Source organism: Chitiniphilus shinanonensis DSM 23277 (assembly GCF_000374805.1).
Lineage (GTDB): Bacteria > Pseudomonadota > Gammaproteobacteria > Burkholderiales > Chitinibacteraceae > Chitiniphilus > Chitiniphilus shinanonensis.
Genome location: NZ_KB895334.1, coordinates 407,587 through 431,516, shown reverse-complemented (window position 1 = coordinate 431,516; position 23,930 = coordinate 407,587). Strand labels below are relative to the sequence as shown.

Genomic DNA, 23,930 nt, shown 5'->3' with positions numbered 1-23,930 from the left:
CCAGCGTTCAATCTGAGCCAGGATCAAACTCTTTCGTTCAATCGCTTAGCTTATTTCGTACTTTGGCTCGTACTCAAAGAAACCATCTCTGGTTCTTTTACGTATGAGCGCTGATTCGTCATCAAGCACTCACACGCATCGGCTGTAATTTGTTAAAGATCAGTCCACCGGACACCGCGCTTTTGAAACCTGCTAAACTCTTCGTTTCGCTTCGTTCTGCGCTGCGTCTGCTGCGGAGAAACCGAACTATACGGACACCCCCTCACACCGTCAACTCCCCGCTTCAACAAAATTGTCATCCGCACCTTAACCTGCTGATCGGCAAGCACACATTACGTTGGCATCGCACGCAAAACCCCACTGCAACGCAAAACAGGCCGCCCTAAGGGCGGCCTGTTTTGCGTTGCTGGCTCAGCGATTCGAGCCTTCCACCAGCTTGAACTCATACAGACGACAATCCAGCGCGCCGTTGTAGAGCGGCAAACGGCGGCTTGGGGACAACCTGATCAGCTTGGGCAGGCGCAGATCGGCAGTAAAGAGATAGGCGCGCCAGCCAGAGAACTTCCGCTTGAGCGCATCGCCAAGCAGCGGATAGAACTCCGCCAACGCCTCCTGGTCCTCGAGCCGCACGCCGTAAGGGGGATTGGCGATAAGCACCCCAGCGGTCGTCGGTGCCGGGATATCCAATATGTCACCGACGGTGAGCGCTACATGCTCCGTCAAACCTGCCGCTTGCAGGTTCTCCCGTGCCGCAGCCACAGATAGCGCATCCCGGTCACTTCCCACGATGGGGTGAGGCGGCACGGGCAATTCCAACGCGCGCGCTTCCTGCCGGATCGACTGCCAAGCTTCGGCATCGAATGGCGCCAACCGCTCGAACGCGAAATGGCGATCCCTCCCTGGGGCACGCTTCATCGCCAGCAACGCGGCTTCGATCAAGAAAGTGCCGCTGCCGCACATGGGATCGAGCAGCGCGCAATCGCCGTGCCAATTGGCCAATTGCAGCAGGCCAGCCGCCAGGTTCTCCCTCAACGGCGCCTCGACGTTCTCCTGACGATAACCGCGCTTGAACAATGGCTCGCCCGAGGTATCCAGATAGAGTGTGGCCGTGCGATCGGTGAGGAACAGCTGGATCCGCACTTCCGGCGAGGCGGTATCGACACTGGGGCGCTCGCCGGTCGCCGCGCGGAACACGTCGCAGATCGCATCCTTGACCTTGAGGGCTGCGAAATCGACGCTGCGCAAAGGGCTGCGCTGCGCGGTAACACCTACCTTGATGGTCCGATTGACCGCAAACAACGCCGGCCAGTCGATGCGGCCAGCCATGCGGAAGAGATCGGCCTCACTGCGGTAAGCCCGCTCTTCCAGCCGCCAAAGGATGCGGCTGGCAATTCGGGAATGCAGATTGGCCCGATACACCAGCGGCCATTCGCCGCTGAACGCGACGCCGCCCTCGACCACCCGCACCTCGCCGGCCCCGACCGCAGCCAGCTCATCGGCCAGCAATTGCTCCAGACCTCTGGGACACGGTGCGAAGAATTGCTGGATGCCACTGACCCCGACCACACGCGGCGATGCGGCAGGGGTCGACCTGGGGCTTTCACCACGGGGTTGACCGGGCTTGACGTGGCCTCGCGCCCCCGGTCGAGCCCGCGCCTTGGGAGGCGTATCCGACTGGACCTGACCCGGCGTGCGTTTCGGCAGGCCCAACGTTTTTTTATTCATGAATCCTTCTCTACGAATGACGTACAGCGCAGACCAATGGTCAGGGACAGCGCCAGCTGAAACGAAAGCAACATGCTACCCACAGATGCCCAACAGATCGCCCCCTCAACAAAGCCGGGGCCGACCGACGTTCCCTCACTCGAAGCAACATTGATGCCTTCCTTGAGCCGGCGCGATCCATCCGGCATGCAAAGGCCGGAGAGCTGCCGAAGGGGCATTGCCGGGCACAGGGATTTGATTTCAAATACCGACCACGCCATATACATACAAAATTGTCTTTAAGGCGCAGCCCACTGGAGAAGATCAATAAACTTCAGGAGGATGTAATGGGTATCAAATTGAAAGTGATTACCGCCAGTTTGCTTTTAACCGGAATGGCCGGTTCAGCTATGGCGGCCAAGCAGCTGAGCGTCGAGGAATTCCGCCAGCTATTGCCAGCAACGGGTTATCGCATCGATCTGGGCGACCAGGTCATGGTCAACTATCACTGCGATATCAAGGCCGACGGCGACAAGTTCGTCCTCGATCAGGCCAGTTGCGATCAACGCAGCATCGACTTCAAACGCACCTACGCCGGTGTCGTCAATCTGAGCATCCTGGGCAAGGCGTCCACTTCCAGCATCACCGAACACAAGCTCTGGGCCATGGCCTTCGCCCATGCGGCGTTCAACAGCATGGTACTCATGCAGTATGGGCTGAACAAGGTAGGCGGCACCTTCGATCTGTCCAAGCCTTTCGGTACCGGCGAGCGTTTCGGCGACTACTTCATGCGCAACATGGGGCCGAACTACTACCTGTCGAAAGGGCTGCAGGAATCTTCGCTCGGTAACGATCTTCCCCAGAACGGCATGGGTAATGGCGACGACGACGGCGTGTTGCAAATCGAATATCCGGGCAGCGGTTTCGCAGAACTGCAAGGCGCCGGCTTCGGCGGCTTCCCGGCGATTTTCGCCCCCATGAATCCAGAAGCCGTGCTGAGCTCGAACAACGGCCCGGCGCGCAACATCCTGGGTTCGGCAGCCGCATCGGCCTATTACAACGCGTCGGCGACCGGGATCAATACCGGCTCGCTGTCGTGGAGCCAGACGGCCGAAGGTCTGAAGCAGCCCGGCAACCGCATCCATCAATTCATCCAGGGCGCGAAGGATCCGGACGCTTTGGCCATCATGCTGAGCTTCATGTACAACCGCGGCCCGTACGCGGCGAAAGATCAGCCGATGAAGAACGAGGAGACCTTCCAGCGCTGCATGGCCACCGCGGAGCTCGTCAACGATTGGGGCTGCTTCACCAAGCAGAACGATTTCGGCACGCGCTATGTACGGCAGATTCCGGATGTGACCCGCCAACTGGGCAACGCGGCGATCAAGTACGAAGAGCGATTGAGCTGGTCCGACATCTCCGCCTACCTGGAACTGCTGGAGAACTACGGTTATTACTCCACCGACGCAATGGCCAAGATCCGCCCGAATGCGCAAACCGCATTCAACCAGGTCGCGAAGGACGGCACGATCAGCTACCGCGAAGACTTCGGTCGCATCGTCGAGATGGTGCTGACCACGGTGCCGGTCAAGACCTTCGCCCAAGGCGTCAACGATCCGGATACGGAAACCACCGGCGCCGGCATCAAGCCGGGCGAGACCTGCCAGGGCGAGTGGAACGCCAAGCTCATTTACGACACACCGGGGATGGTGGTGTCGTTCAATGGGAAGAACTGGGAAGCCGGTTACTGGAATCAAGGCAAGGAACCGGGCGCGGAAGAGTACGGTCCGTGGACTGTCACCACCAAGTGCGGTGGCGATACCGCTCCGGTGACACCGACTCCCCCCACTCCGACCCCGGTACCGACGCCTACGCCTACGCCTACGCCTACGCCTACGCCGACCCCGACCCCGACCCCGACCCCAGCGCCTACACCGATTCCGACGCCAACGCCGGTTCCGCCGACTCCGGTTCCCACGCCAACGCCTACGCCCAGCCCCACCCCGGTCACGCCCGCGCCGGATGTTGCACCGCTGGCGAGCACCTGCGCGGATGCCTGGAACAGCGCTACTGTCTACGCAACTCCCAATGCCAAGGTGAGCCTCGATGGTCGTAACTACCAGAACAAATGGTGGAGCCGCGGCGACAATCCCATGCAATCGGGCGAGTGGGGCGTGTGGCAGGACCTCGGAAGCTGCAACTGATCGGGCGCTCCCCGCGCTTTACCTCAACTAACGAAAAGACCCCCGGCAACGGGGGTCTTTCTTGTTCTTTCTTATATGTATTGTGCGTTGATGCGCCGAATCAGCCCAAACGTATGTCAGCGCATCAGCGACGAAACACATCAACCGAACTCATCGCTTCGCCTGCCGCCACTCAAGCGTGCACCCGCCGGCGGGTTTGCGCGATCACCGGCGCCCAGGTCTCGCCCGCCTGCTTCTTGCGGGTAGTCAGGGTCAGCTCGCTGGGGCCGTAGACATTGGTGTTGTGCGTCAGCGGCGTAGTGATCAGGTATTGCGCCTGCGTGGCCTTGAGGAAGCCGCCGACCCGATCGATGTTGAAGATGTCCAGGTGGGCGAACGGCTCATCGATGAAGACGAAACCGCTGGGATTGGCGTCATCCATCATCAGGCCGATCAGCAGGATCAGCGACTTCATCACCTGCTGGCCGCCCGATGCTTCGCCGTCGTTCAGGCCCATCATGCCCTTCTGGTCGAAGTTGAACCTCGCCGACAGACCGGCCTGCGCCAAGGTGATGTCATCGTTGTCCAGTTGCGGCAGATCGAGTTCGACGTCGATGCCCGCCAGTTCCCCCAGTCGCTTCACGTTGCGACCATAGGCACGCACGGTGGCCTTCAACTTGTTGATGTAGGCCGCGCGCGCTTCGTCGGTCAGTTGCGCGGTGCGCTCCACCTCGCTGCGATGCAACTGGGTATCGCGCCCGAGCGCGGCGTAATCCTCGGCCAGCTTGTCGCGACGCGCGACGATGGTCGGATCGGTTTCCCATTCGCTTTGCGCCAGACGCGCACGCTCGCGTTCGATCAGGTGCTGCACTTCGCGCACGCTGCCGTATTCCTCGCGCAACGCTTTGAGGGCGCTGGGTATCTTCTGCTCGGCTGGCAATGCCGCCTTGCTCTGGCGTAGCGCGCGCACCTGACGGCTCTGTTCGTCGCGTTGCCGGGTCAGCTGTTCCAGCAGGGCGTTGACCTGCGCTTCCAGCCGCACCCGCAGATCCTTGGCGCGCTCGAACTGCACCCGGCCTTCTTCGCGTGCGTTGCGGGCTTCTTCCCAGGTGGCCTGCGCGGCGGCCAGGGCGGCGCCGGCCTGCTGGGCGCGGCTTTCCTCTTCGGGCCAGCGGGCGGCCACCGCGGCGAATTCGTCCTGGCGCGCCGCCAGTTGCACCACGGCCTGCATGCCCATCAGCGATTGCTGCAACGCCGAGGCATCGCGCTCCAATTCGATCAAGCGGCTTTCGTCTTCCAGGATGCGTTCGTTCAGATCGCGCAAGCGCCGGCTCACTTCGCTCAGACGCGCATGGCGCGCGGCCTCGCCGAAGGCGTAGTCGCTGGCCTTGGCCGAGATGTCGCGCGCGCCGCGCCGTTCCTTGTGATAGCCATCGCGGGTGATCCAGTCGCCTTCCAGCTTCTGCCCCTCGGCCACCGATTTCGCGCGCTGGGTACGGTTGAGCAGGCCCAGCAGCCATCCCGGCGCGTCGGCCTTGAAGTCGACGATTTCCAGAATGCTGTTGCGCACCACGCCGGCCACCGCCTCGCGTTCCGGCACGACGAAATGGCGGTAACGCAATTGCTGGCCAATCTCCCAGGCGCGTTGCCGGTCGGTGGCGCGGTTGAGCAGGATGATGTGGCGATACGGCGCCAGCAGCGCTTCGACCGCATCCTGCCAGCTGTTGTCGCGCACTTCGACGATCTCGGTCAGCAATTGATGACCGATGCCGGCCTCGTCCAGCGCCGCGCGCATGGCGCGCACGAATTCGGGATGCGGCTGCCGCCCTTGTTGCAGGGCGAACTGGCTCTCGGCCAATTGCTGGCGCTCGTCCTTTATCTGCTTGAGCGACTGGCGCAACTGGGCGGCGGCGTCCTTGCGCTGCCCCAGCCGGTCGTTCAGCGCCACCGCGTCGGCACCATGTTCCAGCTCGGCCAGCTGCCGCAGGCGTTCGGCTTCCTTCATGGTCTTTTCGCTGTCGCGCGCAGCGTCCCGCGCCACCTGGAAAGCCGCGAACGCCGCATCGTATTCGGCACGCGCCGCCTGCTCCTGTGCCAACGCGGCCACCTGGCGCTCGTCCACCAGGCGGAATTCGGCATCGGCAGCGTCCAGCTCATCCTGCCGCTGGCGCAAGCCGCGACGCGCGCCCTTGAACTGACCGATGTAGCCGCGCAGCGCTTCCCATTGCTCGACATAGCGCAACGCCGGGATCACGCGCTGCTCCAGCCGTTCCACGTCGCCCTGCAAGCCGCGCCACTCCAGGTGGTTGTTGGCGCGCAGGCGCAACCGCTCCACATCCAGGCCGAGCTGCGCCATTTGCTGCTCCATCTTGCCCAGCTCGCCTTCGGCTTCCTTCAGCCGGACCTTGGCCTCGGCGTAGTGATCGAGCACCTGCTTGTCGCCAAACACCTGGAACACCAGATCGAGCAGCGCCTTGGGGCTGTACTCGCACAGCTTGTCGGTATCGCCCTGCTCCAGCGCCAGCACCTCGGCGATGGCCGGCGTCAGCCCGGCCTGCTCCAGCCGGCGCTTGTATTCGTTCACCCCCAGCCACTGCAACTGCCCTTCGGTCTCGGCGTTCAGCGTGATGTCGCCCTCGCCGATGGCGTACTGGCGTACCCAGTCGCCCCCCTGCTTGCGGATGCGGCAGAACAGCGTGACCACTTCGCTGGTGGCGGGGAAAAACAGATAGGGAAACAGCCCACCGCCGCTGCGGCGCGGATTGTTGACCACCCCGCGCAGCCACGCGTAGTTCTCGCGGTTGTTGCGCACGTAGCGCTTGTAGTCGCGTCGACCGGAACACTTGAGCGCCAGCAGGGTGCGCAGCGCGTCGAGCAGGGTGGTCTTGCCGGAACCGTTGGGGCCGACGATGGTGACGATCTGGGCATCGAGCGGCACGCGGATGGCGCGCCAGAAATCCCAGTGGATCATTTCGAGTTCGCGAATCTGGAACATCGGACTTCCTTGGCTGGCGGCCCGCTCAAGCGGAGCGGACCGTCGTCAAACGAGGTGGCGCGCGCCGGCGCTCACGCTTCCAGTTCTGCGCTGTCGTCCAGCGCTTCGTCGTCGCCGGGCTCGGCCTCCATCGCGATGCGCGTGCCCGACAGCTTCAGCACTTCGCCCAGCGCGCCCTCGATGATGCGCGGCGCGAGCTTGGCGTAGTCGATCATCAGGTCGAGCAGCGGGCCTTCCTGGATCATCTTGTTGCGGCGGACCACGAAACCGAGCTTGGCCAGTTGCCCCAGGTTCATCGAGAAGCGCGCCTTGCCGCCCAGCTTCTTGCCGAAGTCGGCATAGACCGCGTCCTCCGGCACACCGGGTGCGATCTCCTCGCCATGGGTGATGGGCTTCTGCTCGCCGAACATATCCGACTGGGTGTCGCCGGCGCCCTCGGCCCGGGCGATCTGGCGCTCGCGCTTGGGCAGGACGATCAGCGCCCACAGCACCACCAGCAGCGCGATGGCGTCGCGTGGCAGGCCCATGTTGTTGGACAGCCAGTTTTCGCCCTCGCCGAACACCCAGTCTTCCATCTCGGGCTTGAGGCCGACGGCGATGTACTCGGCGTAGGGATTCTCTAGCAATTGCAGGCCGCATTCGTTCAGCCGGTGCTCCAGGCTTTCGCGGAATCCTTCGTCGATCAACGCGCGCCGCGCCAGCGGATCGCGCCGCGGAATGAAGCGATGCGCCAGCAGGCGCGCCAGCAGGATATTCAGTGCTTGGTCCATCGGCAGGGCTTGGGGCAGGTGCGCAAAGCGCGATTCATGAGAGCGGCCGCAAGCGGCCACGGGTGAGGGTGGCGACCTCGGGGTGATCCAGCACCTCCACCTCGGCGTCGGTCTCCAGCAACAGCGGCAGTCGGACCAATTGGGCGACCACGCTCTGCTCCAGCGCGGCCTCGGCATCGCCGAGCAGCGACAGCAACGACAGCCGGTAGGCGGTTTCCGGGTAGGTGTCGGCCAGCACCGCATCGGCCAGCGGCGCGTCGCCGCGCACGTCCTTGAGCAGGGCGTAGAGTTCCTCGGCCAGCACCAGCCGTTCGGCTTCGACCGCCGAGACCGACGCCGCCAGTTCCGAGGTCGGCAAGGCCGACACGGTGTCGCTGGCGCGCTCGCGCTCCAGCAGTTCGAACTCGGCCACGTCGAGCAGGATGTCGGACACCACGAAATCGGGCTGCGGGGTGAAGCTGAGCAGGTCGCGCCCCAGCGTGGCCAGCGCCTCCTGACTTTGCCCGCGCAACCAGTCGGCCACATTGGTCGAGGTCAGGCCGGACTGGCCGAGATGCACGCGCTGCGCCGCCAGTTCGGCCAGCCGGCGCTGGAACACCCCCGTCATGCGCAGCATGCGCCCCTGCGCCAGCGCGATCGATTGCGCCACCTGCTGTACCTGACGATCGGCATCTTCGTTGGCCAGCACCTGTTGGATCACCTGGGTGCCGCGCTCGACCCATTTCCATACGCTTTCCAGCTTGCGCCGCGCCTCGCGGATCTGGAATTCGGATTGCGATTCCAGCGCGGTCTCGAAATCGGCATGCAGTTCGTTCAGCCGCGCCAGCAGGTGTTGCAGCGTTTCACGCGAGATATTGCCCACCGCCTGCCCGGCCGCGACCTGGGCGGTCAGGTAGCCGAGTTCGGCATCCTGGTCGGCGAACTGGGTCAGGGTGGCGACGGCGGCCAGCGCGACGCGGCCCGGCTCGGACAGCGAGTACAGCGCGGCATCGCTGTCCCACACCAGCAGGCCGTTCTGCCGCAGGCGCAGCAGCACGGTTTCCAGCTTGACCGGGTTGAGGTAGACGAAATGCGCCTGGAGATCCTGCGGACTCCAGCGCGGCGCGTCGGCACGGGCGCCGATCTCGCGCAGCACCAGTAGCCGCATCAGCACTTCGTCCTCGCCACCGCGGAACAAGGTGATCAGCGCATCGAGGTAGGGCTTGGCACGCAGCAGCGCGTCCAGCGGACCCAGATCGCGCGCGTCGAACCCGGCCTGGAAGAAATCGGTCAGTGGGTGCTCGGTCTGCATGGGGGAGGACGATAACCCGGTGCGCTCAGGTGGCAAAGCAAAAAACCTTGGGGCTCAGTTCTCGTCGCCGTCGAACTGGTCGAGCGCGTCCGCTTCCTCCTCCTCGAGTTGCGGCGCCGGCGCTTCCTGGGCGGCCGCTTCCCGCGCTTCGGCACGCGCCGCTTCGAGGTAATCCATGATGGCGTAGGTCAGCTCGCGGCAGCCTTCACCGGTCAGGCCGGACATGGTGAACACGCGCTGGAAGGCCGAGTCGAACGGCGCCAGCGGATCGGGCTGACGCTGCGTGATGCCGAAGGCGGCGAGGAAATCGTCGATACGCTGTTCGCGCTCCTCGGCCGGGATCATGTCCAGCTTGTTGAGCACCAGCCAGCGCGGCTTGCGATGCAGCGCGTCGTCGTACTTGCGCAGTTCCTCGACGATGGCGCGGGCCTCGGCCACCGGATCGACCTCGGCATCGAACGGAGCCAGGTCGACGATATGCAGCAGCAAGCCGGTGCGTTGCAGGTGCTTGAGAAAGCGATGCCCCAGGCCAGCGCCCTCGGCGGCGCCCTCGATCAGACCGGGGATATCGGCGACCACGAAGCTGCGGTTCTCGTCGATGCGCACCACGCCCAGGTTGGGATGCAGCGTGGTGAAAGGATAATCCGCCACTTTGGGCCGCGCCGCCGACACCGCGGCGATGAAGGTGGATTTGCCGGCGTTGGGCATGCCGAGCAGGCCGACGTCGGCCAGCACCTTCAGCTCCAGGCGCAGGTCGCGGCGCTCGCCTTCCTCGCCCGGGGTGGTCTGGCGCGGCGCGCGGTTGACCGACGACTTGAAGTGGATATTGCCCCAGCCGCCCTTGCCGCCCTTGGCCAGCGTCGTGCGCTGGCCGTCCGTGGTCAGGTCGGCCACGATTTCGCCGGTTTCGGCATCGGTGATCAGGGTGCCCACCGGAAAACGCAGTTCGATGTCGTCGCCGGCGGCGCCGTAGCAATCGGCGCCGCGGCCGGATTCGCCATCGCGCGCCTTGTATTTCTTGACGAAGCGGTAATCGACCAGGGTATTGATGTTCTGATCGGCCACGGCCCAGACCGTGCCGCCCTTGCCACCGTCGCCGCCATCGGGGCCGCCGCGCGGCACGAACTTCTCGCGGCGCATGCTGGCCGAGCCTTTGCCGCCCTTGCCGGCGATCACTTCGATTCTTGCTTCGTCAATGAATTTCATCTGGCGCTCGTACTGAATGAATGCGGGAGGCAGTCGTTCGCTGCCTCTCCAAAGAAAAAAGCCCTATCGGAGGATAGGGCTTCTTTCAGATGCAGAAGAAACCGATCAGGCTTCTTCGCCGGTGTACGGCTGCACGATCACGGTGCGGCGACGCGCGGCGCCCTTGATCGCGTACTTCACATAGCCGTCGACCAGGGCGAACAGGGTGTGGTCCTTGCCCATGCCGACGTTTTCGCCCGGGTGGAATTCGGTACCGCGCTGACGCACGATGATCGAACCGGCCGGAATCAGCTCGCCGCCGTAAACCTTGATGCCAAGTCGCTTGGCCTGGGAGTCGCGGCCGTTACGGGAACTACCGCCAGCTTTTTTGTGTGCCATGGTTGTAAGCTCCTAGCTGATTACGCGTCGATCGCGTCGATGCGGATTTCGGTGTAGTTCTGACGATGGCCCTGACGCTTCTGATAGTGCTTGCGACGACGCATCTTGAAGATGCGGACCTTGTCGTGACGGCCCTGCGAAACCACCGTGGCCTTCACCGCCGCGCCAGCCACCAGCGGGCTGCCAATCGTCACTGCATCACCGTTCGCCACCATCAATACTTCATTCAGTACGATCTGGCTGTCGATGTCTGCAGCAATCTGTTCTACTTTGAGTTTTTCGCCGACGGCAACTTTGTACTGCTTGCCACCGGTTTTTACGACTGCATACATAACGAGCTCCAATAAGTCGGATGCGCGCCCCATGCGCGCGGCCCCTCGGTAAAAAGGGGAACGCGCGAATATACGCGCAACTCGCTTGTGCGTCAAACACTTAGCCGGAACTGCCGCGACCGCGCGCCCCGGCCCCCTCCCCCGGACGCCCGTCTTCCCGCAGGCGAACACCCATGCTTCTCACCTGCTCGCGGCCACGCGGGCGGGGCGCTTCTCGTGCTAACATCGCCGGCTTGATCGGAAGGCCCAACAGCAGGAGCAATGCGTGGCGACGGAATTCGTCAAGTCGGTGGTCGGCTCGGAAATGGCGGCAGTCGATGCACTGATCCGGGACCGCCTCTATTCGGACGTGATCCTGGTGCGCCAGGTGGCCGAATACATCGTCACCTCGGGCGGCAAGCGCCTGCGCCCCATGATCGTGCTGCTGGCCGCGCAGGCCCTGGGCTATCAGGGCGACCATCACCGCCGCCTGGCCGCGGTGATCGAATTCATCCATACCTCCACCCTGCTGCACGACGACGTGGTCGACGAATCCGGCCTGCGCCGTGGCCGCGCCACCGCCAACGCCCTGTTCGGCAACGCCGCCAGCGTGCTGGTCGGCGATTTCCTCTACACCCGCGCCTTCCAGCTGATGGTCAGCTGCGGATCGCTGCGGGTGATGGAAGTACTGGCCGACGCCACCAACATCATCGCCGAGGGCGAGGTGTTGCAGTTGATGAACATCGGCAACGTCGACATCGACGAGGCCGGCTACCTGCAAGTCATCCAGTACAAGACCGCCAAGCTGTTCGAAGCCGCCTCCCGCCTGGGCGCCATCCTGGTCGAGGCCGCGCCCGAGGTCGAATCGCGCATGGCGTGCTACGGCATGCACCTGGGCACCGCGTTCCAGATCGTCGACGACGTGCTGGACTACACCGGCAACCCGGACGAGATCGGCAAGAACCTGGGCGACGACCTGGCCGAAGGCAAACCGACGCTGCCGCTGATCTACACCATGCGGCATGGCAGCCCGGAACAGGCCGACGCGGTACGCAACGCACTGACCCATGCACGGCGCGAGCACTTCCCCGCCGTACTGGCCGCGGTGCGCGATTGCGGCGCGCTGAACTACGCGCTGGAGGTGGCCCGCAACGAAGCGGAGCAGGCTCGTGCCATGCTGGCCGACCTGGCCCCCAACCCGGCCGTGACCGCGTTGCTGGAACTGGCCGACCTGGCCGTCAATCGCAGTAGTTGACAGCTTCAGAGGGGCGCTGTAATAATTGCGCCTCTTCGCAGTCGGGGTGTAGCTTAGCCTGGTAGAGCGCTACGTTCGGGACGTAGAGGCCGGAGGTTCGAATCCTCTCACCCCGACCAGGAATTCAAGGCCGGATCAACCTAAATGGTGATCCGGCCTTTTCCATTTCGGTCGCCGCCCGGTACACCGATGGCCCGATCCCCCGCCAGGTTCAGCTGCATACATCCGGGTATCGCCATCCACTTTTTCCAGCCCGGCACGTCTATCCTGTAGCGGTCTTTCACACCGCTCAGGATCCCCATGACGCCCTACCCCATCCCGCCCCTTTCCGCCGAGGCCCGTGCCATCTGTACCGCGCGCATGGCCGAGATGCAGGACAAGACCGCCTTTCTGCAAGGCATCGATCCGGTGCTGCTCGATCTGTCGCTGCGCGAGCCGGCGGTGGGCATTCCGATGGGGCACACGGTGGAGAACAAGTACCAGTTGCTGCAACTGGCGCGGGAGATGGGCTTCAACGACATCCTGCTCGGCACCTTCGACGTGTCGTTGCCGGAAGTACCGCAGGTGGACGATGTGTTTGCCCAGCAGCTCAAAGCGTCGGGCGCGGATCTGACCGGCTGCTTCGCCTTTGCCACCATCGGCACCTTCAAGCCGGACGGCGAGTTCCAGCCCGATCTCAGCATGACCAAGCTGGTGGCCTACGGCATTCCGAACACCATTCTCGATGTCGATGTCTCGCGCGCCTTCGTGGCGCCCACGCCCGAGGCGCGGCAATCGTTCATCGACCGCCTGGTCGCCAGCATCCAGTGGCTGCACGCCAACCTGCGCGGCGACCGGGGCGGGCCGCCGCGTATCTATATCAACTACCAGGACATGCCCGACGCCTTCTACGAGGACTGGGAATGGGTGGCGACCATCGCCGCGGTGCTGGCGCAGCAGCCGGTGGCCGCCGCCACCTTCGAGGACGGACGCGGCACCAGTTTCCCGTTCCAGATCGGCGCGATGACGGCGGTGGTGCGCGCCCAACTGCGGCCGGACCAGCACCTGCTGGTGCACATGCACGTGGGTTGCGGCATGGAGAACGCCAACCTGATCGAAGCGCTGTTCAATGGCGCCGACGGGGTATGGGCCGGCTTCGCGCGCGAGGCCGCCACCATTGGCCACGCGCCCAGCTCAGAATTGCTGGCCAACCTGGCGCGCATCGGCAACCGGGCCGTCGAACGCTATCGGCTGGAGCGGCTGTATCCCATCGCCCAGGCCATGACCCGCATCAACACGCTGGCGGCCGAGCCGGACGACTTCCCGGTGATCGGCGCCAACGCCTATCGCACCATGCTCACCTTCTTCGAGCAGGCCGGCGCCGCCTGGATGGATCTGCCGCCGCAGCGCATCGGCGCCCCCGCCGGCTGGCGCGTGGCGCCGGTGGCCAGCGACACGCCGGTCATCGCCGGCCGGCTGGCCGAATGCGGCGTGACCGAGCCGGTCAGCCAGACCGTGCTGGACCGGATGCGCGCGCTGATGCGGCAGGACATGATCGCCGGCCAGCGCATCGCCTACGACGATCCGCCCAATCTGATCGCCCTGTATCGCCGCGCGCTCGGCGCGTAGTGACGCCATACTCCCCACTTTCACCCGGAGCCACCCCATGATCGTCCAGAGCCATCACGTCGACCTCGCCACGCCCACCGGCACCATGCGCACCTATGTGCACCGTCCGCTGGGCGACGCGCCCCGCCCCGCCGTGCTGTTCTATTCCGAGATCTTCCAGCAGACCGGCCCGATCGAACGCGCGGCCCGCCTGCTGGCCGGGCAGGGCTATGCGGTCTTGGTGCCGGAGGTGTTCCACGAGCTGAACCCGATCGGCACCGTGCTGGCCTACGACAATGCCGGGCGCGACAAGGGCAACGCCGACAAGGCCGCCAAGACGGTCGAGCACTACGACAGCGACAACCGCACCATGATCGACTGGCTGGGGCAGCAGCCGTGGTACAGCGGCGCGCTGGGCGCGATGGGCTTCTGCATTGGTGGGCACCTGGCGTTCCGCGCCGCGCTCCAGCCCGAAGTACGCGGCACCGCCTGCTTCTATGCCACCGATCTGCACAGCCAGGTGATTCCCAACGGGCCGGGCCAGCACAGCATGGAACGCCTGGCGGACATCCAGGGCGAGCTGCTGATGATCTGGGGCAAGCAGGATCCGCATATCCCGGCCGCCGGGCGCGCCAAGGTCTACCAGGCGCTGGCGGCGGCGGAACTGAACTTCACCTGGCACGAGTTCAACGGCCAGCACGCCTTCATGCGCGACGAGGGCGAACGCTACGACCCCCAACTGGCGCTGTTGGGGTATCAGCTGGCCTTCGACCTGTTCAGCCGCACCCTGCGCTGAGCGCCGCCGCCTCGTCCAGCCGACGCGCCGCGTACAGGTAGCCGGCGGTTTCCGCCCGCCGGGCGCCGTCGCGGCAGCGCTCGGCGATCTCCGGCATGGCGGCCCCCGCCAACATCAGATAAGGCTCGGCCCACGGCAGGCCCTGGGCACGCGGCACCGCCGCCAGGGCGCCGGCCCAGCGCGCGGCGCCTGCCCAGTCGCGCTCGTCCAGCGCCAGCCTCACCAGTCCGGCGTGCAGTTGCAGTGTGTTGTGATGCATCGCCTGCGGCAGGTCGGCCAAGGCCCGCGCCAGCAGGCCCTCGCGGCGATCCGGCGTGGCGCAGGCCGCCAGCGTGGTCAGCACCCACGGCCCGGCGTAGGCGTGCAACGCACATTGCTCGGTCAGCTGCCAGGCCGCTTCGGCCAGGACGAGCGCCTGGGCCGGACGCTTTGCCGCCAGCGCGGCACGGGCGAGCCCCTCGCCGCAGAGCACCTGGAAGCGCAGCAATCCGGCGGCCTCCGCCACGCGCGCACCCTGCTCCAGGTATTCGGCGGCGGAATCGGCTTCGTCCATCTCCAGCAACACCCAGCCGGCCACCAGACAGGAAAACGCCTCGGCACGCGCGTGGCCGATGCGACGGGCGATGTCGAGCGAATACAGCGTTTCCTCCAGGCTGGCGGTGACTTCGCCCAGGTAGTAAAGCACCGAACCCAGCGCGGCGCGGTTGCCGGCCTGGACCGCGAGCAGGCCGTGGTCACCGCACAAGGCGAGACAGGCGCGGAAATGATCGCGCGCTTCGGCGAAGGCGCCCAGCGCGTAGGCCGCATCGCCCAGGCCGGAATGCGCGCGGGCCTGTAATGCGGGATCGCCACAGGCCCGCGCCTGCTCCAGCGCGATATGTTGCGCGGCGGCGCCGTCCGCCACGCGGTTGAGTGGGAAGCAGGCCCGGCCACGCAGGTAGTGCAGCCGCGCGCGCAGCGCCGGCGTGCTGGCTTTGCCGTCATCCGCCAGGGTTTGCAGCGCGTCGAGCGCTTCGCCGATCCGGTCGAGTTGCAGCAGCGCCTCGATGCCCGACAGCCGCGCATCGACCGCGCCGTCGCCACCGGCCTCGATCGAACGCCGGAACTGGATCGCCGCCTGCGCGGGCTTGCCGCGCTTGAGGTGCAGCTCGCCGAGGGCCTGATGCAACTGGCTGGTGTGGTGCGCGGTCTGCGGCAGGGACTGCGCCATGTCCAGTAACGCCAGCGCGCTGGCGTCGCGGCATTGGGCGATTTCCTGGCCGGCGATGGCCAGCAATTCGTCGATGGCCTGGGGCGAACCACTCAACGCGAGGTGGCGCGCATAGGCGGCGGCGTCGCGCTCGCGATACCACTCGGCCTGACGCTGGTGCAGCGCGCGGCGGATCGACGGCTGCAACTGCTGGTAGACCACCTCGCGCACCAGCGTGCTGGTGAAGCGCCACTCCTCACCCAGCCGCACCATCAGCAACGACAGCCCGACGCGCTCGGGAAGCAGCGCGATGCCCGACACCTCTTCCAGCAAGGCCGCGCCACAACCGTCGCCCGCGACGGCGGCCACGCCCAGCGCGTAGCGTTCGGCCGGCGCCAGCCGCGCCACCTCGGCATGCACCGCGGCGCGTAGCGAATCGGGCAATGCCGCCGGGTCGTCGCTGCCCGCCAGCAAACAGGCCAGGAACATGGGATTGCCGGCGGCGCGCCGCAGGCAGGCATCCAGGTGGGCGCCATCGGCATGGCCGACCGCCAGCGCCAGTTGGCGTGCATCGGTGGCGGACAACGGCGACAGGTCGAGCGTCAGGCACGGCACGCAGGCGGCGGCGATGCGCGGCGCCAGTTCGCGCGCCAGCAGGCTGCCGGTGCGCAGCGTCGCCAGGACCAGGATGGGATAGGCCGGCAGTTGCGCCAGCGCGTCGATCAAGCCGCGCCAGAAGGTTTCGTCGGCTTCGTGGGCGTCGTCGATCACCAGCAACTGCGGCATGCGCGCCGCACGGCGACGCAGCAATTCGCGCAACAGTTCGGCCTGCAGGCGCTCGGCGCGCGCCGGATCGGTGGCGGCCAGGATGCCCTGCAACATCGGGCTCAGCGACTGGCCCAGCAAACGCCGCAGCACTGCCGAGTGCTCCAGCCCCAGGCCGGGCAGCGACGCATGCGCCGGAATCCGCCCATCCCCCGCCAGCAACGCCACCAATCGTCCCAACGACGAGGCGCCCTGCTCCGCCAGGTGCTGCCGCGCGTGCAATACGTGATGCTCGAAACCTTCGGCAGCGGCGCGCCGCACACATTCGCCGGCCAGGCGCGATTTACCGATGCCGATGCCGCCCCGCAGCAGGGCCATCGACGCCACGCCGCCGCGCCGACATTCCTCCAATCCGCCGAGCAGGCGCTGCAATTCGAGTTGCCGACCGGCCAGCGCCGGGGCGTCCGGCAACTGCGCCGGGGCGCGTGCCTTCACGCACCATACGCCGTCGTTCTCGGGCTCGACCACGAAGGCGCCGCCCAAAGCCTGCCTGACCGACGCCGACACCCGCACCCGGCCCGGCTCCGGCGGATGACGCGGCACAAGACTGCGCTCCGACGCGTCGCCATCCAGATCCAAGGTGACTTCGCCGAAGTCGATCCACGCTCCAGGCCGGCGACCCGGCCAATCGAAATCGCCGATGCGCAGCGCGGCGTGCGCGGCGTAGAACGGTGCGTCGCCGGCTTCGTCGTCCAGGCCGAAGGCATAGCACAGCAGGGTGTCGGCGTTTTCGGCGACACGCCTGCCCCGCAATCCACCGATCAGGCTCTCCAGTGTTTCGATCCATTCCTGCGCCGGCGCGGCAACCCACAGCAGCGGAACGGTGCGCGTTTCCGACCAGCCGGGCGGCGGCGAGGCGACCGGCACCGCCGGTGCCAGCAGCTCGGGCAGGCTCATCTCGAAGAAGCGCGCCAGGTCGCTGGCGGTGCGCAGGCTGACGCTGCGCCCGCCTTCGGCGCGCTTGAGCGTGGCGATCGATACGTACAGGCGCTGCTGCACGCAGGCTTCCACCAGTTGCGCCTGGGTCAGCAACCGTCCGCGCCGCAATGCGGCGATGCGGCCGCCCGGCAGCGTCACCGAGCGGTTGGAACCGGATTGGGGTTCGGTTGAATTCATGAAAGCCGATATCGTTCGCGAGGGGATCAGGGGGCCGCAGTCGGATCAACTGATCCCCAAATGATACGCAGTCTTGAAAGACTGCTTCCTTAACATGACCACATTCTGTTCAATCTCTGCGACGCCCGGAGCATGACGCCCATGGGGCTGCCCACCTTCCAGATCCTCGGCGTATCCGGCCGCAAGCTGCGCGGACTGCAACAGCGTCTGGATCAATCCGGCTTCGACGTGGCGCCGACCGCCACCGGCTTTCATATCTCCAGCAGCGAAATGTCGGCGCATCTGTTCTACAACCCGGCGACCTACACGCTATCCATCGACCTGCGCGAAGTGCCGGAATCGACCTCGCCCGGCTTCCTGGTCGGCCTGCTCTACGACGAAATCCACCGTCTGCCGGACCTGTAGGCCGTATCGGCCTCCACGCGCGGGCACGAGGCGTTCGGCCCGGCGCCGGCTTCGCACGGCACGCTGTCCGTTCCTTGACATATAATCCTGTGTTTTGCGAACGGTTTCCGGGTTCTTCCATGCACGATCAATACCAACCGCGCGACATCGAAGTCGCTGCTCAGACCAAGTGGGAACGGACCCAGGCATTCCGGGCCGTCGAGGACGCCGGCAAGCCGAAGTACTACTGCCTGTCGATGTTCCCCTACCCCAGCGGCAAGCTGCACATGGGGCATGTGCGCAACTACACCATCGGCGACGTGCTGTCGCGCTTCATGCGCATGAACGGCTACAACGTGCTGCAACCGATGGGCTGGGACGCCTTCGGCATGCCCGCCGAGAACGCCGCGCTCAAGAGCGGCCGCGCGCCCGCCGAGTGGACCTACGCCAACATCGACTACATGAAGACCCAGCTGAAGAGCCTGGGCCTGGCCATCGACTGGCAACGCGAAGTCACCACCTGCAAGCCCGACTACTACCGCTGGGAACAATGGCTGTTCACCCGGCTGTTCGAAAAGGGCGTGATCTACAAGAAATCCGGCATCGTGAACTGGGATCCGGTGGACCAGACCGTGCTGGCCAACGAACAGGTGATCGACGGGCGCGGCTGGCGCTCCGGCGCGCTGGTGGAAAAGCGCGAGATCCCGATGTACTACTTCGGCATCACCCAGTACGCCGACGAACTGCTGGCCGACCTGGACCAGCTCGACGGCTGGCCCGACCAGGTGCGCACCATGCAGCGCAACTGGATCGGCAAGAGCTTCGGTGCCGAGATCGTGTTCGACTACGACGTCGCCTCGACCGGCGAAGCTGGCCAGCTCAAGGTGTATACCACTCGCCCCGACACGCTGATGGGCGCCACCTACGTGGCCGTGGCCGCCGAGCACCCGCTGGCCACCCGCGCCGCCGCCGACAATCCGGCACTGGCCGCCTTCATCGCCGAATGCAAGGCCGGCTCGGTGGCCGAGGCCGACGTGGCCACCATGGAAAAGAAAGGCATGGCGACCGGCGAGTTCGTCATCCACCCGCTCACCGGCGACAAACTGCCGGTCTGGGTCGCCAACTACGTGTTGTGGGGCTACGGCGAAGGCGCCGTGATGGCGGTGCCGGCGCACGACGAGCGCGATTTCGAATTCGCCAACAAGTACGGCCTGCCGATCACGCAGGTCTACCGCAGCAGCGCCGACGAGTCGTTCGACGCCACCACTTGGCAGGACTGGTACGGTGCCAAGGATGGCCTGACCACCGTGAACTCCGGCAAGTACGACGGCCTGGGCTTCGAGGCCGCGTTCGATGCCATCGTCGCCGACCTCGACGCCAAGGCCCACGGCACCAAGCGCACCCAATACCGCCTGCGCGACTGGGGCATCTCGCGCCAGCGCTACTGGGGCTGCCCGGTGCCCATCGTGCATTGCGCCAGCTGTGGCGACGTGCCGGTGCCGGCCGACCAGCTGCCGGTGAAACTGCCGGAAAACGTGGTGCCCGACGGCCGCGGCAACCCGCTGGCCCGGATGCCCGAGTTCTACGAAACCAGTTGCCCCAAGTGCGGCGCGCCGGCCAAGCGCGAAACCGACACCATGGATACCTTCGTCGAATCGAGCTGGTACTACGCCCGCTACGCCTCGCCGCAGTTCGACGGTGGCATGGTGGACAAACAGGCCGCCGACTACTGGCTGGGCCACGGCGGCGTCGACCAGTACATCGGCGGCATCGAGCACGCCATCCTGCACCTGCTGTACGCCCGCTTCTTCCACAAGCTGATGCGCGACGAGGGCCTGCTGTCCGGCGACGAGCCGTTCAAGAACCTGCTGACGCAGGGCATGGTAGTGGCCGAGACCTTCTACCGCGACCTGCCCGCCGGCAAGAAGGACTGGATCAACCCGGCCGACGTCGAAGTCCAGCGCGACGACAAGGGCCGCACCGTCGGCGCCGTGCTCAAGGCCGACGGGCAGCCGGTGGTGGTCGGCGGCACCGAGAAGATGTCCAAGTCGAAGAACAACGGCGTCGATCCGCAATCGCTGATCGAACAATACGGCGCCGACACCGCGCGCCTGTTCATGATGTTCGCCGCACCGCCCGAGCAGGGGCTGGAATGGTCGGATGCCGGCGTGCAAGGCGCTTTCCGCTTCCTGAACAAGCTGTGGCGCACCGTGCACGAGCACGTGGCGGCCGGCGTGGTCGCCCCGTATGCCGGCGGCGAGCTGTCCGCCGCGCTGAAGGCGCTGCGCTTCGCGCTGCACAGCGCCATCGCCAAGATCAGCGACGACTACGGCCGCCGCAAGCAGTTCAACACCGCCATCGCCGCGGTGATGGAGCTGCTGAACACCTACGGCAAGACCGACACCGCCTCCGAGGCCGGCCGCGTCGTGGCGCAGGAAGTGCTGGAAGCCGCCGTGCTGCTGTTGTCGCCCATCGTGCCGCACGCCGCCGAGGCGCTGTGGTCCGCCCTGCGCCCGGGCACCGAATTGCTCGACCAGCCCTGGCCCAAGGCCGACGCCGCGGCGCTGGTCCAGGACGAGATCGAACTGGTGGTGCAGGTGAACGGCAAGCTGCGCGCGCAGATCAAGGTGGCCAAGGATGCCAGCCGCGAAGCCATCGAAGCCGCCGCCCTGGCCGACGAGAACGTGCGGAAGTTCGTCGAGGGCGCGCCGAAGAAGGTGATCGTGGTGCCCGGCCGGCTGGTCAACATCGTCGCTTAACGAGGCTGCCATGAGCTTGCGCTTCTTCACCACGCTGGCGTTGTGCCTGTTGCTGGCCGCCTGCGGCTTCCACCTGCGCGGCATGGGCCCCGGGGTCGGGTTGTTCCCCTACCCGTCGGTGTTCGTCGCCGGCGACGGGCCGGTCGCGGCGCAGCTGCGCAACGAGCTGCAACAGATCTCCACGGTGCATCTGCTGCCGGCCGCCAGCAGCGACGCCGCGTTGATCGCGGTCGACTCGGAAAGCAGCGAGCGCAAGATCCTCAGCCTGAACGGCAACGGCAAGGTCAGCGAATACCGCATCTACTACACCGTCAGCTACCGCGTGAACAAACCCGGCAACGCGGCACTGATCCCCAGCAGCTCGATGCGGCTGTTCCGCGACTACACCTACGACGAGAACAACGAACTGGGCAAGGAAGCGGAAGCGCAGATGCTGATCAACGACCTGCGCCAGGATGCCGCGCGGCAGATCCTGCGGCGGGTCAGCGCCCAGGCGAAGAAGAACACGGCCGTGACCGAAGACGCGCCGGCCAAGGCACCGGCATCGATGGGACCGCGCCTGGATGCGTACTGAGGATCTGCCGCGCCAGCTCGCGCGTGGCCTCGGTCCGCTGTACACCATCCATGGCGACGAGCCCTTCCTCGCCCTGGAAGCGGCGCAGGTGGTCCGCGACACCGCGCGCGCGGCCGGCTACACCGAACGCGAAGTGCTCACGGTCGAAGCCGGCTTTTCCTGGTCGCAGCTGGGCATGATCGGCAACTCGTTCTCGCTGTTCGCCAGCCAGAAGCTGGTGGAATTACGCATCCCCACCGGCAAGCCCGGCGTGGAAGGCGCCAAGGCCATCGAGGCCTACTGCACCAACCTGCCGCCGGATACGCTGACCCTGGTGCAACTGCCCAAGCTGGATCGCACCGCGCAGAACGGCAAGTGGTTCCAGGCGCTGAGCCAGGCCGGCGAAGTGATCGAAGCCCGCCCGGTGGATCGCGCCGCCTTGCCGGCCTGGATCAGCGGGCGCCTCGCCGCCCAGGGCCAGCAGATGACCGCCGACGCGCTGGCCTTCCTGGCCGACCGGGTGGAAGGCAACCTGTTCGCCGCCCACCAGGAGGTGCTGAAGCTGGGCCTGCTGCACCCGCCCGGCGAACTGGGCCTGGAGCAGGTCACCGCCGCCGTCGCCAACGTGGCGCGCTTCGATGTGTTCCAGCTCGGCGCCACACTGCTGGCCGGCGACACCACCCGCTTCGCCCGCATGCTCGAAGGGCTGCGCGCCGAAGGCGAGGCGCCGCACCTGGTGTTGTGGGCACTCGCCGAGGAAATCCGCGCGCTGCTGCGCATCGGCCAGGGCCGCGCCCGTGGTGTGCCGCTGGCGCAGCTGCTGAAGGAAAACCGGGTCTGGGGCGAAAAGCAGCGCCTCATCGAACCGGCGCTGATGCGCGTCAACGGCGCCATCCTGCGCGCCGCGCAGAAGCAGGCCGCACGCATCGACCAACTGAACAAAGGGATCGGCCAGGGCGAAGTGTGGGACGAACTGCTGCGCCTGGGCCTGTCGCTGATGGGCCGGCCACTGGCCGCCACCGCCTGACCTCCACCCGCGCTCCCGCACCCGACCACCCCACCGGCAGCACCACACGATGAAAGAACAGATCCTGGTCAACATCACCCCGCAGGAAACCCGGGTTGCCACCATCGAAGAGGGCGTCGTCCAGGACATCCATATCGAACGCGCCAGCCAGCGTGGCCTGGTCGGTAACATCTACCTCGGCGTGGTCAAGCGCGTCCTGCCCGGCATGCAGAGCGCCTTCATCGAGATCGGGCTGGAGCGCGCCGCCTTCCTGCACATCGCCGACGTGATCGAGCAGCGCCAGCATCCGAACGACCCGCAGCGTATCGAGCGCCTGGTGCACGAAGGTCAGCCGGTGGTGGTGCAGGTGATCAAGGACCCGATCGGCACCAAGGGCGCGCGGCTGTCCACCCAGATCAGCATCGCCGGTCGCTTCCTGGTGTTCCTGCCGCAGGAACACCACATCGGCATCTCCCAGCGCATCGAGAACGGCGAGGACCGCGAGCACCTGCGCAACCGCCTGGAAAAGCTGCTGCCCAGCGACCATCACGGCTACATCATCCGCACCTCCGCCGATCACGCCACCGACGACGAACTGCGGGCCGACATCGACTACCTGGACCGGATCTGGGCCGACATCCTGCAAAAGTCGCAGACGCAGCCCGCCAAATCGCTGCTGTTCCAGGATCTGTCGCTGCAACTGCGCGTGCTGCGCGACATGGTGAACGCCGATACCGACGAAGTGCTGGTCGACTCGCGCGAGAACTTCCAGAAGATGGGCGAATTCGCCGCCTCGTTCGTCTCCGACGTGCTGCCCCGCATCCAGCACTACGGCGGCGACCGGCCGCTGTTCGAACTGTACGGCGTCGAAGCCGAGATCGAACGCGCCCTGGCGCGGCGCGTGAACCTGAAGTTTGGCGGCTACCTGATCATCGACCAGACCGAGGCGATGACCACCATCGACGTCAACACTGGCGGCTTCGTCGGCACCCGCAACTTCGACGACACCATCTTCAAGACCAACCTCGAAGCCACCCAGGTGATCGCCCGCCAACTGCGCCTGCGCAACCTGGGCGGAATCATCATCGTCGACTTCATCGACATGGATAACGAGGAACACAAGACCGCGGTGCTGGACGAACTGAAGAAGGCACTGTCGCGCGACCGCACCAAAGTCACCGTCAGCCACTTCACCAGCCTGGGCCTGATCGAGATCACCCGCAAACGCACCCGCGAAAGCCTGGCCCACGTGCTATGCCAGACCTGCCCCACCTGCCAGGGGCGCGGCGAGATCAAGACCGCGGAAACGATCTGCTACGACATCCTGCGCGAGATCGTGCGCGAGGCTCGCCAGTTCAACGCCCGCGAATATCGCATCCTGGCCGCGCAAAGCGTGATCGACATGTTCCTGGACGAAGAATCCGCCAGCCTGGCGATGCTGGCGGATTTCATCGGCAAACCGATCTATTTGCAGGTGGAAACGGCGTATACGCAGGAGCAGTTTGATGTGGTGCTGGTTTAGAAAAGCACAGTCGGAAAACCCAAGCCCCCGGCAGCGGAAATTGCCCATGGTCAAGGCGGGCCAAACGCCCCTGATGCATCTTCCGCGCGCGGTCTCTTCA

17 protein-coding genes and 1 tRNA gene are annotated in these 23,930 nt (G+C 65.8%); 10 read left to right on the top strand and 8 right to left on the bottom strand.

The window, feature by feature from the left end; genetic code table 11:
• Positions 1 to 411: 411 nt before the first annotated feature.
• A complete protein-coding gene (locus C556_RS0101935; RefSeq protein WP_083930250.1) occupies positions 412 to 1,725 on the bottom strand; it encodes a THUMP domain-containing class I SAM-dependent RNA methyltransferase in 1,314 nt (437 codons plus the stop codon).
• A gap of 326 nt (positions 1,726 to 2,051) precedes the next feature.
• Here C556_RS0101935 and C556_RS23535 point away from each other — a divergent pair, with 326 nt between their 5' ends.
• Positions 2,052 to 3,908, top strand: a complete 1,857-nt coding sequence (locus tag C556_RS23535; protein WP_157235706.1) for a hypothetical protein — start codon at positions 2,052 to 2,054, stop codon at positions 3,906 to 3,908.
• Positions 3,909 to 4,080: 172 nt separating this feature from the next.
• On the opposite strand, the gene C556_RS0101925 is transcribed toward C556_RS23535, so the two are convergent.
• The 6 genes from C556_RS0101925 to rplU all read right to left on the bottom strand — a co-directional run bounded on the left by C556_RS0101925 (position 4,081) and on the right by rplU (position 10,859).
• Entirely contained in the window at positions 4,081 to 6,882 is a 2,802-nt protein-coding gene (locus tag C556_RS0101925) for an AAA family ATPase (protein ID WP_018746537.1), read from the bottom strand.
• Between the two features lie 71 nt (positions 6,883 to 6,953).
• Entirely contained in the window at positions 6,954 to 7,652 is a 699-nt protein-coding gene (locus tag C556_RS18920; protein WP_018746536.1) for a hypothetical protein, read from the bottom strand.
• A gap of 34 nt (positions 7,653 to 7,686) precedes the next feature.
• Positions 7,687 to 8,943, bottom strand: a complete 1,257-nt coding sequence (locus C556_RS0101915; RefSeq protein WP_018746535.1) for a hypothetical protein — start codon at positions 8,941 to 8,943, stop codon at positions 7,687 to 7,689.
• A gap of 54 nt (positions 8,944 to 8,997) precedes the next feature.
• The gene (obgE, locus tag C556_RS0101910) at positions 8,998 to 10,149 is read right to left on the bottom strand and encodes a GTPase ObgE (RefSeq protein ID WP_018746534.1); all 1,152 of its coding nucleotides are present in this window, start codon (positions 10,147 to 10,149) and stop codon (positions 8,998 to 9,000) included.
• Positions 10,150 to 10,254: 105 nt separating this feature from the next.
• Positions 10,255 to 10,527, bottom strand: coding sequence for a 50S ribosomal protein L27 (rpmA, locus tag C556_RS0101905; protein ID WP_018746533.1), 273 nt, complete (start codon positions 10,525 to 10,527; stop codon positions 10,255 to 10,257).
• A gap of 20 nt (positions 10,528 to 10,547) precedes the next feature.
• Complete coding sequence (rplU, locus tag C556_RS0101900; RefSeq protein ID WP_026262726.1) at positions 10,548 to 10,859, bottom strand: 50S ribosomal protein L21; 312 nt, start codon at positions 10,857 to 10,859, stop codon at positions 10,548 to 10,550.
• 265 nt (positions 10,860 to 11,124) lie between these two features.
• Here rplU and C556_RS0101895 point away from each other — a divergent pair, with 265 nt between their 5' ends.
• The 4 genes from C556_RS0101895 (at position 11,125) to C556_RS0101880 (ending at position 14,476) form a co-directional block, all read left to right on the top strand.
• A complete protein-coding gene (locus tag C556_RS0101895) occupies positions 11,125 to 12,093 on the top strand; it encodes a polyprenyl synthetase family protein (RefSeq protein ID WP_018746531.1) in 969 nt (322 codons plus the stop codon).
• A 42-nt stretch (positions 12,094 to 12,135) separates the two neighbouring features.
• Positions 12,136 to 12,212: transfer RNA gene (locus C556_RS0101890), tRNA-Pro, on the top strand.
• Positions 12,213 to 12,393: 181 nt separating this feature from the next.
• The gene (locus C556_RS0101885) at positions 12,394 to 13,701 is read left to right on the top strand and encodes a hypothetical protein (protein WP_018746530.1); all 1,308 of its coding nucleotides are present in this window, start codon (positions 12,394 to 12,396) and stop codon (positions 13,699 to 13,701) included.
• Between the two features lie 37 nt (positions 13,702 to 13,738).
• Entirely contained in the window at positions 13,739 to 14,476 is a 738-nt protein-coding gene (locus C556_RS0101880; protein ID WP_018746529.1) for a dienelactone hydrolase family protein, read from the top strand.
• On the opposite strand, the gene C556_RS0101875 is transcribed toward C556_RS0101880, so the two are convergent.
• Positions 14,457 to 17,606 (bottom strand): AAA family ATPase, encoded by a 3,150-nt coding sequence (locus C556_RS0101875; RefSeq protein WP_018746528.1) that lies wholly within the window; start codon positions 17,604 to 17,606, stop codon positions 14,457 to 14,459. The genes C556_RS0101880 and C556_RS0101875 overlap by 20 nt on opposite strands.
• A gap of 141 nt (positions 17,607 to 17,747) precedes the next feature.
• On the opposite strand from C556_RS0101875, the gene C556_RS0101870 reads away from it, so the two are divergent.
• The 5 genes from C556_RS0101870 (at position 17,748) to rng (ending at position 23,830) form a co-directional block, all read left to right on the top strand.
• Positions 17,748 to 18,011 carry a hypothetical protein gene (locus C556_RS0101870; RefSeq protein ID WP_018746527.1) on the top strand — a complete coding sequence of 88 codons (264 nt, stop codon included), beginning with the start codon at positions 17,748 to 17,750 and terminating at the stop codon, positions 18,009 to 18,011.
• 119 nt (positions 18,012 to 18,130) lie between these two features.
• Positions 18,131 to 20,749 (top strand): leucine--tRNA ligase, encoded by a 2,619-nt coding sequence (gene leuS, locus C556_RS0101865; protein ID WP_018746526.1) that lies wholly within the window; start codon positions 18,131 to 18,133, stop codon positions 20,747 to 20,749.
• A gap of 10 nt (positions 20,750 to 20,759) precedes the next feature.
• Positions 20,760 to 21,323 carry an LPS-assembly lipoprotein LptE gene (locus C556_RS0101860; RefSeq protein ID WP_018746525.1) on the top strand — a complete coding sequence of 188 codons (564 nt, stop codon included), beginning with the start codon at positions 20,760 to 20,762 and terminating at the stop codon, positions 21,321 to 21,323.
• Positions 21,313 to 22,329, top strand: a complete 1,017-nt coding sequence (gene holA, locus C556_RS0101855; RefSeq protein WP_018746524.1) for a DNA polymerase III subunit delta — start codon at positions 21,313 to 21,315, stop codon at positions 22,327 to 22,329. The genes C556_RS0101860 and holA overlap by 11 nt, the downstream gene beginning before the upstream one ends.
• A 49-nt stretch (positions 22,330 to 22,378) precedes the next feature.
• A complete protein-coding gene (gene rng / locus C556_RS0101850) occupies positions 22,379 to 23,830 on the top strand; it encodes a ribonuclease G (RefSeq protein ID WP_018746523.1) in 1,452 nt (483 codons plus the stop codon).
• Positions 23,831 to 23,930 lie beyond the last annotated feature (100 nt).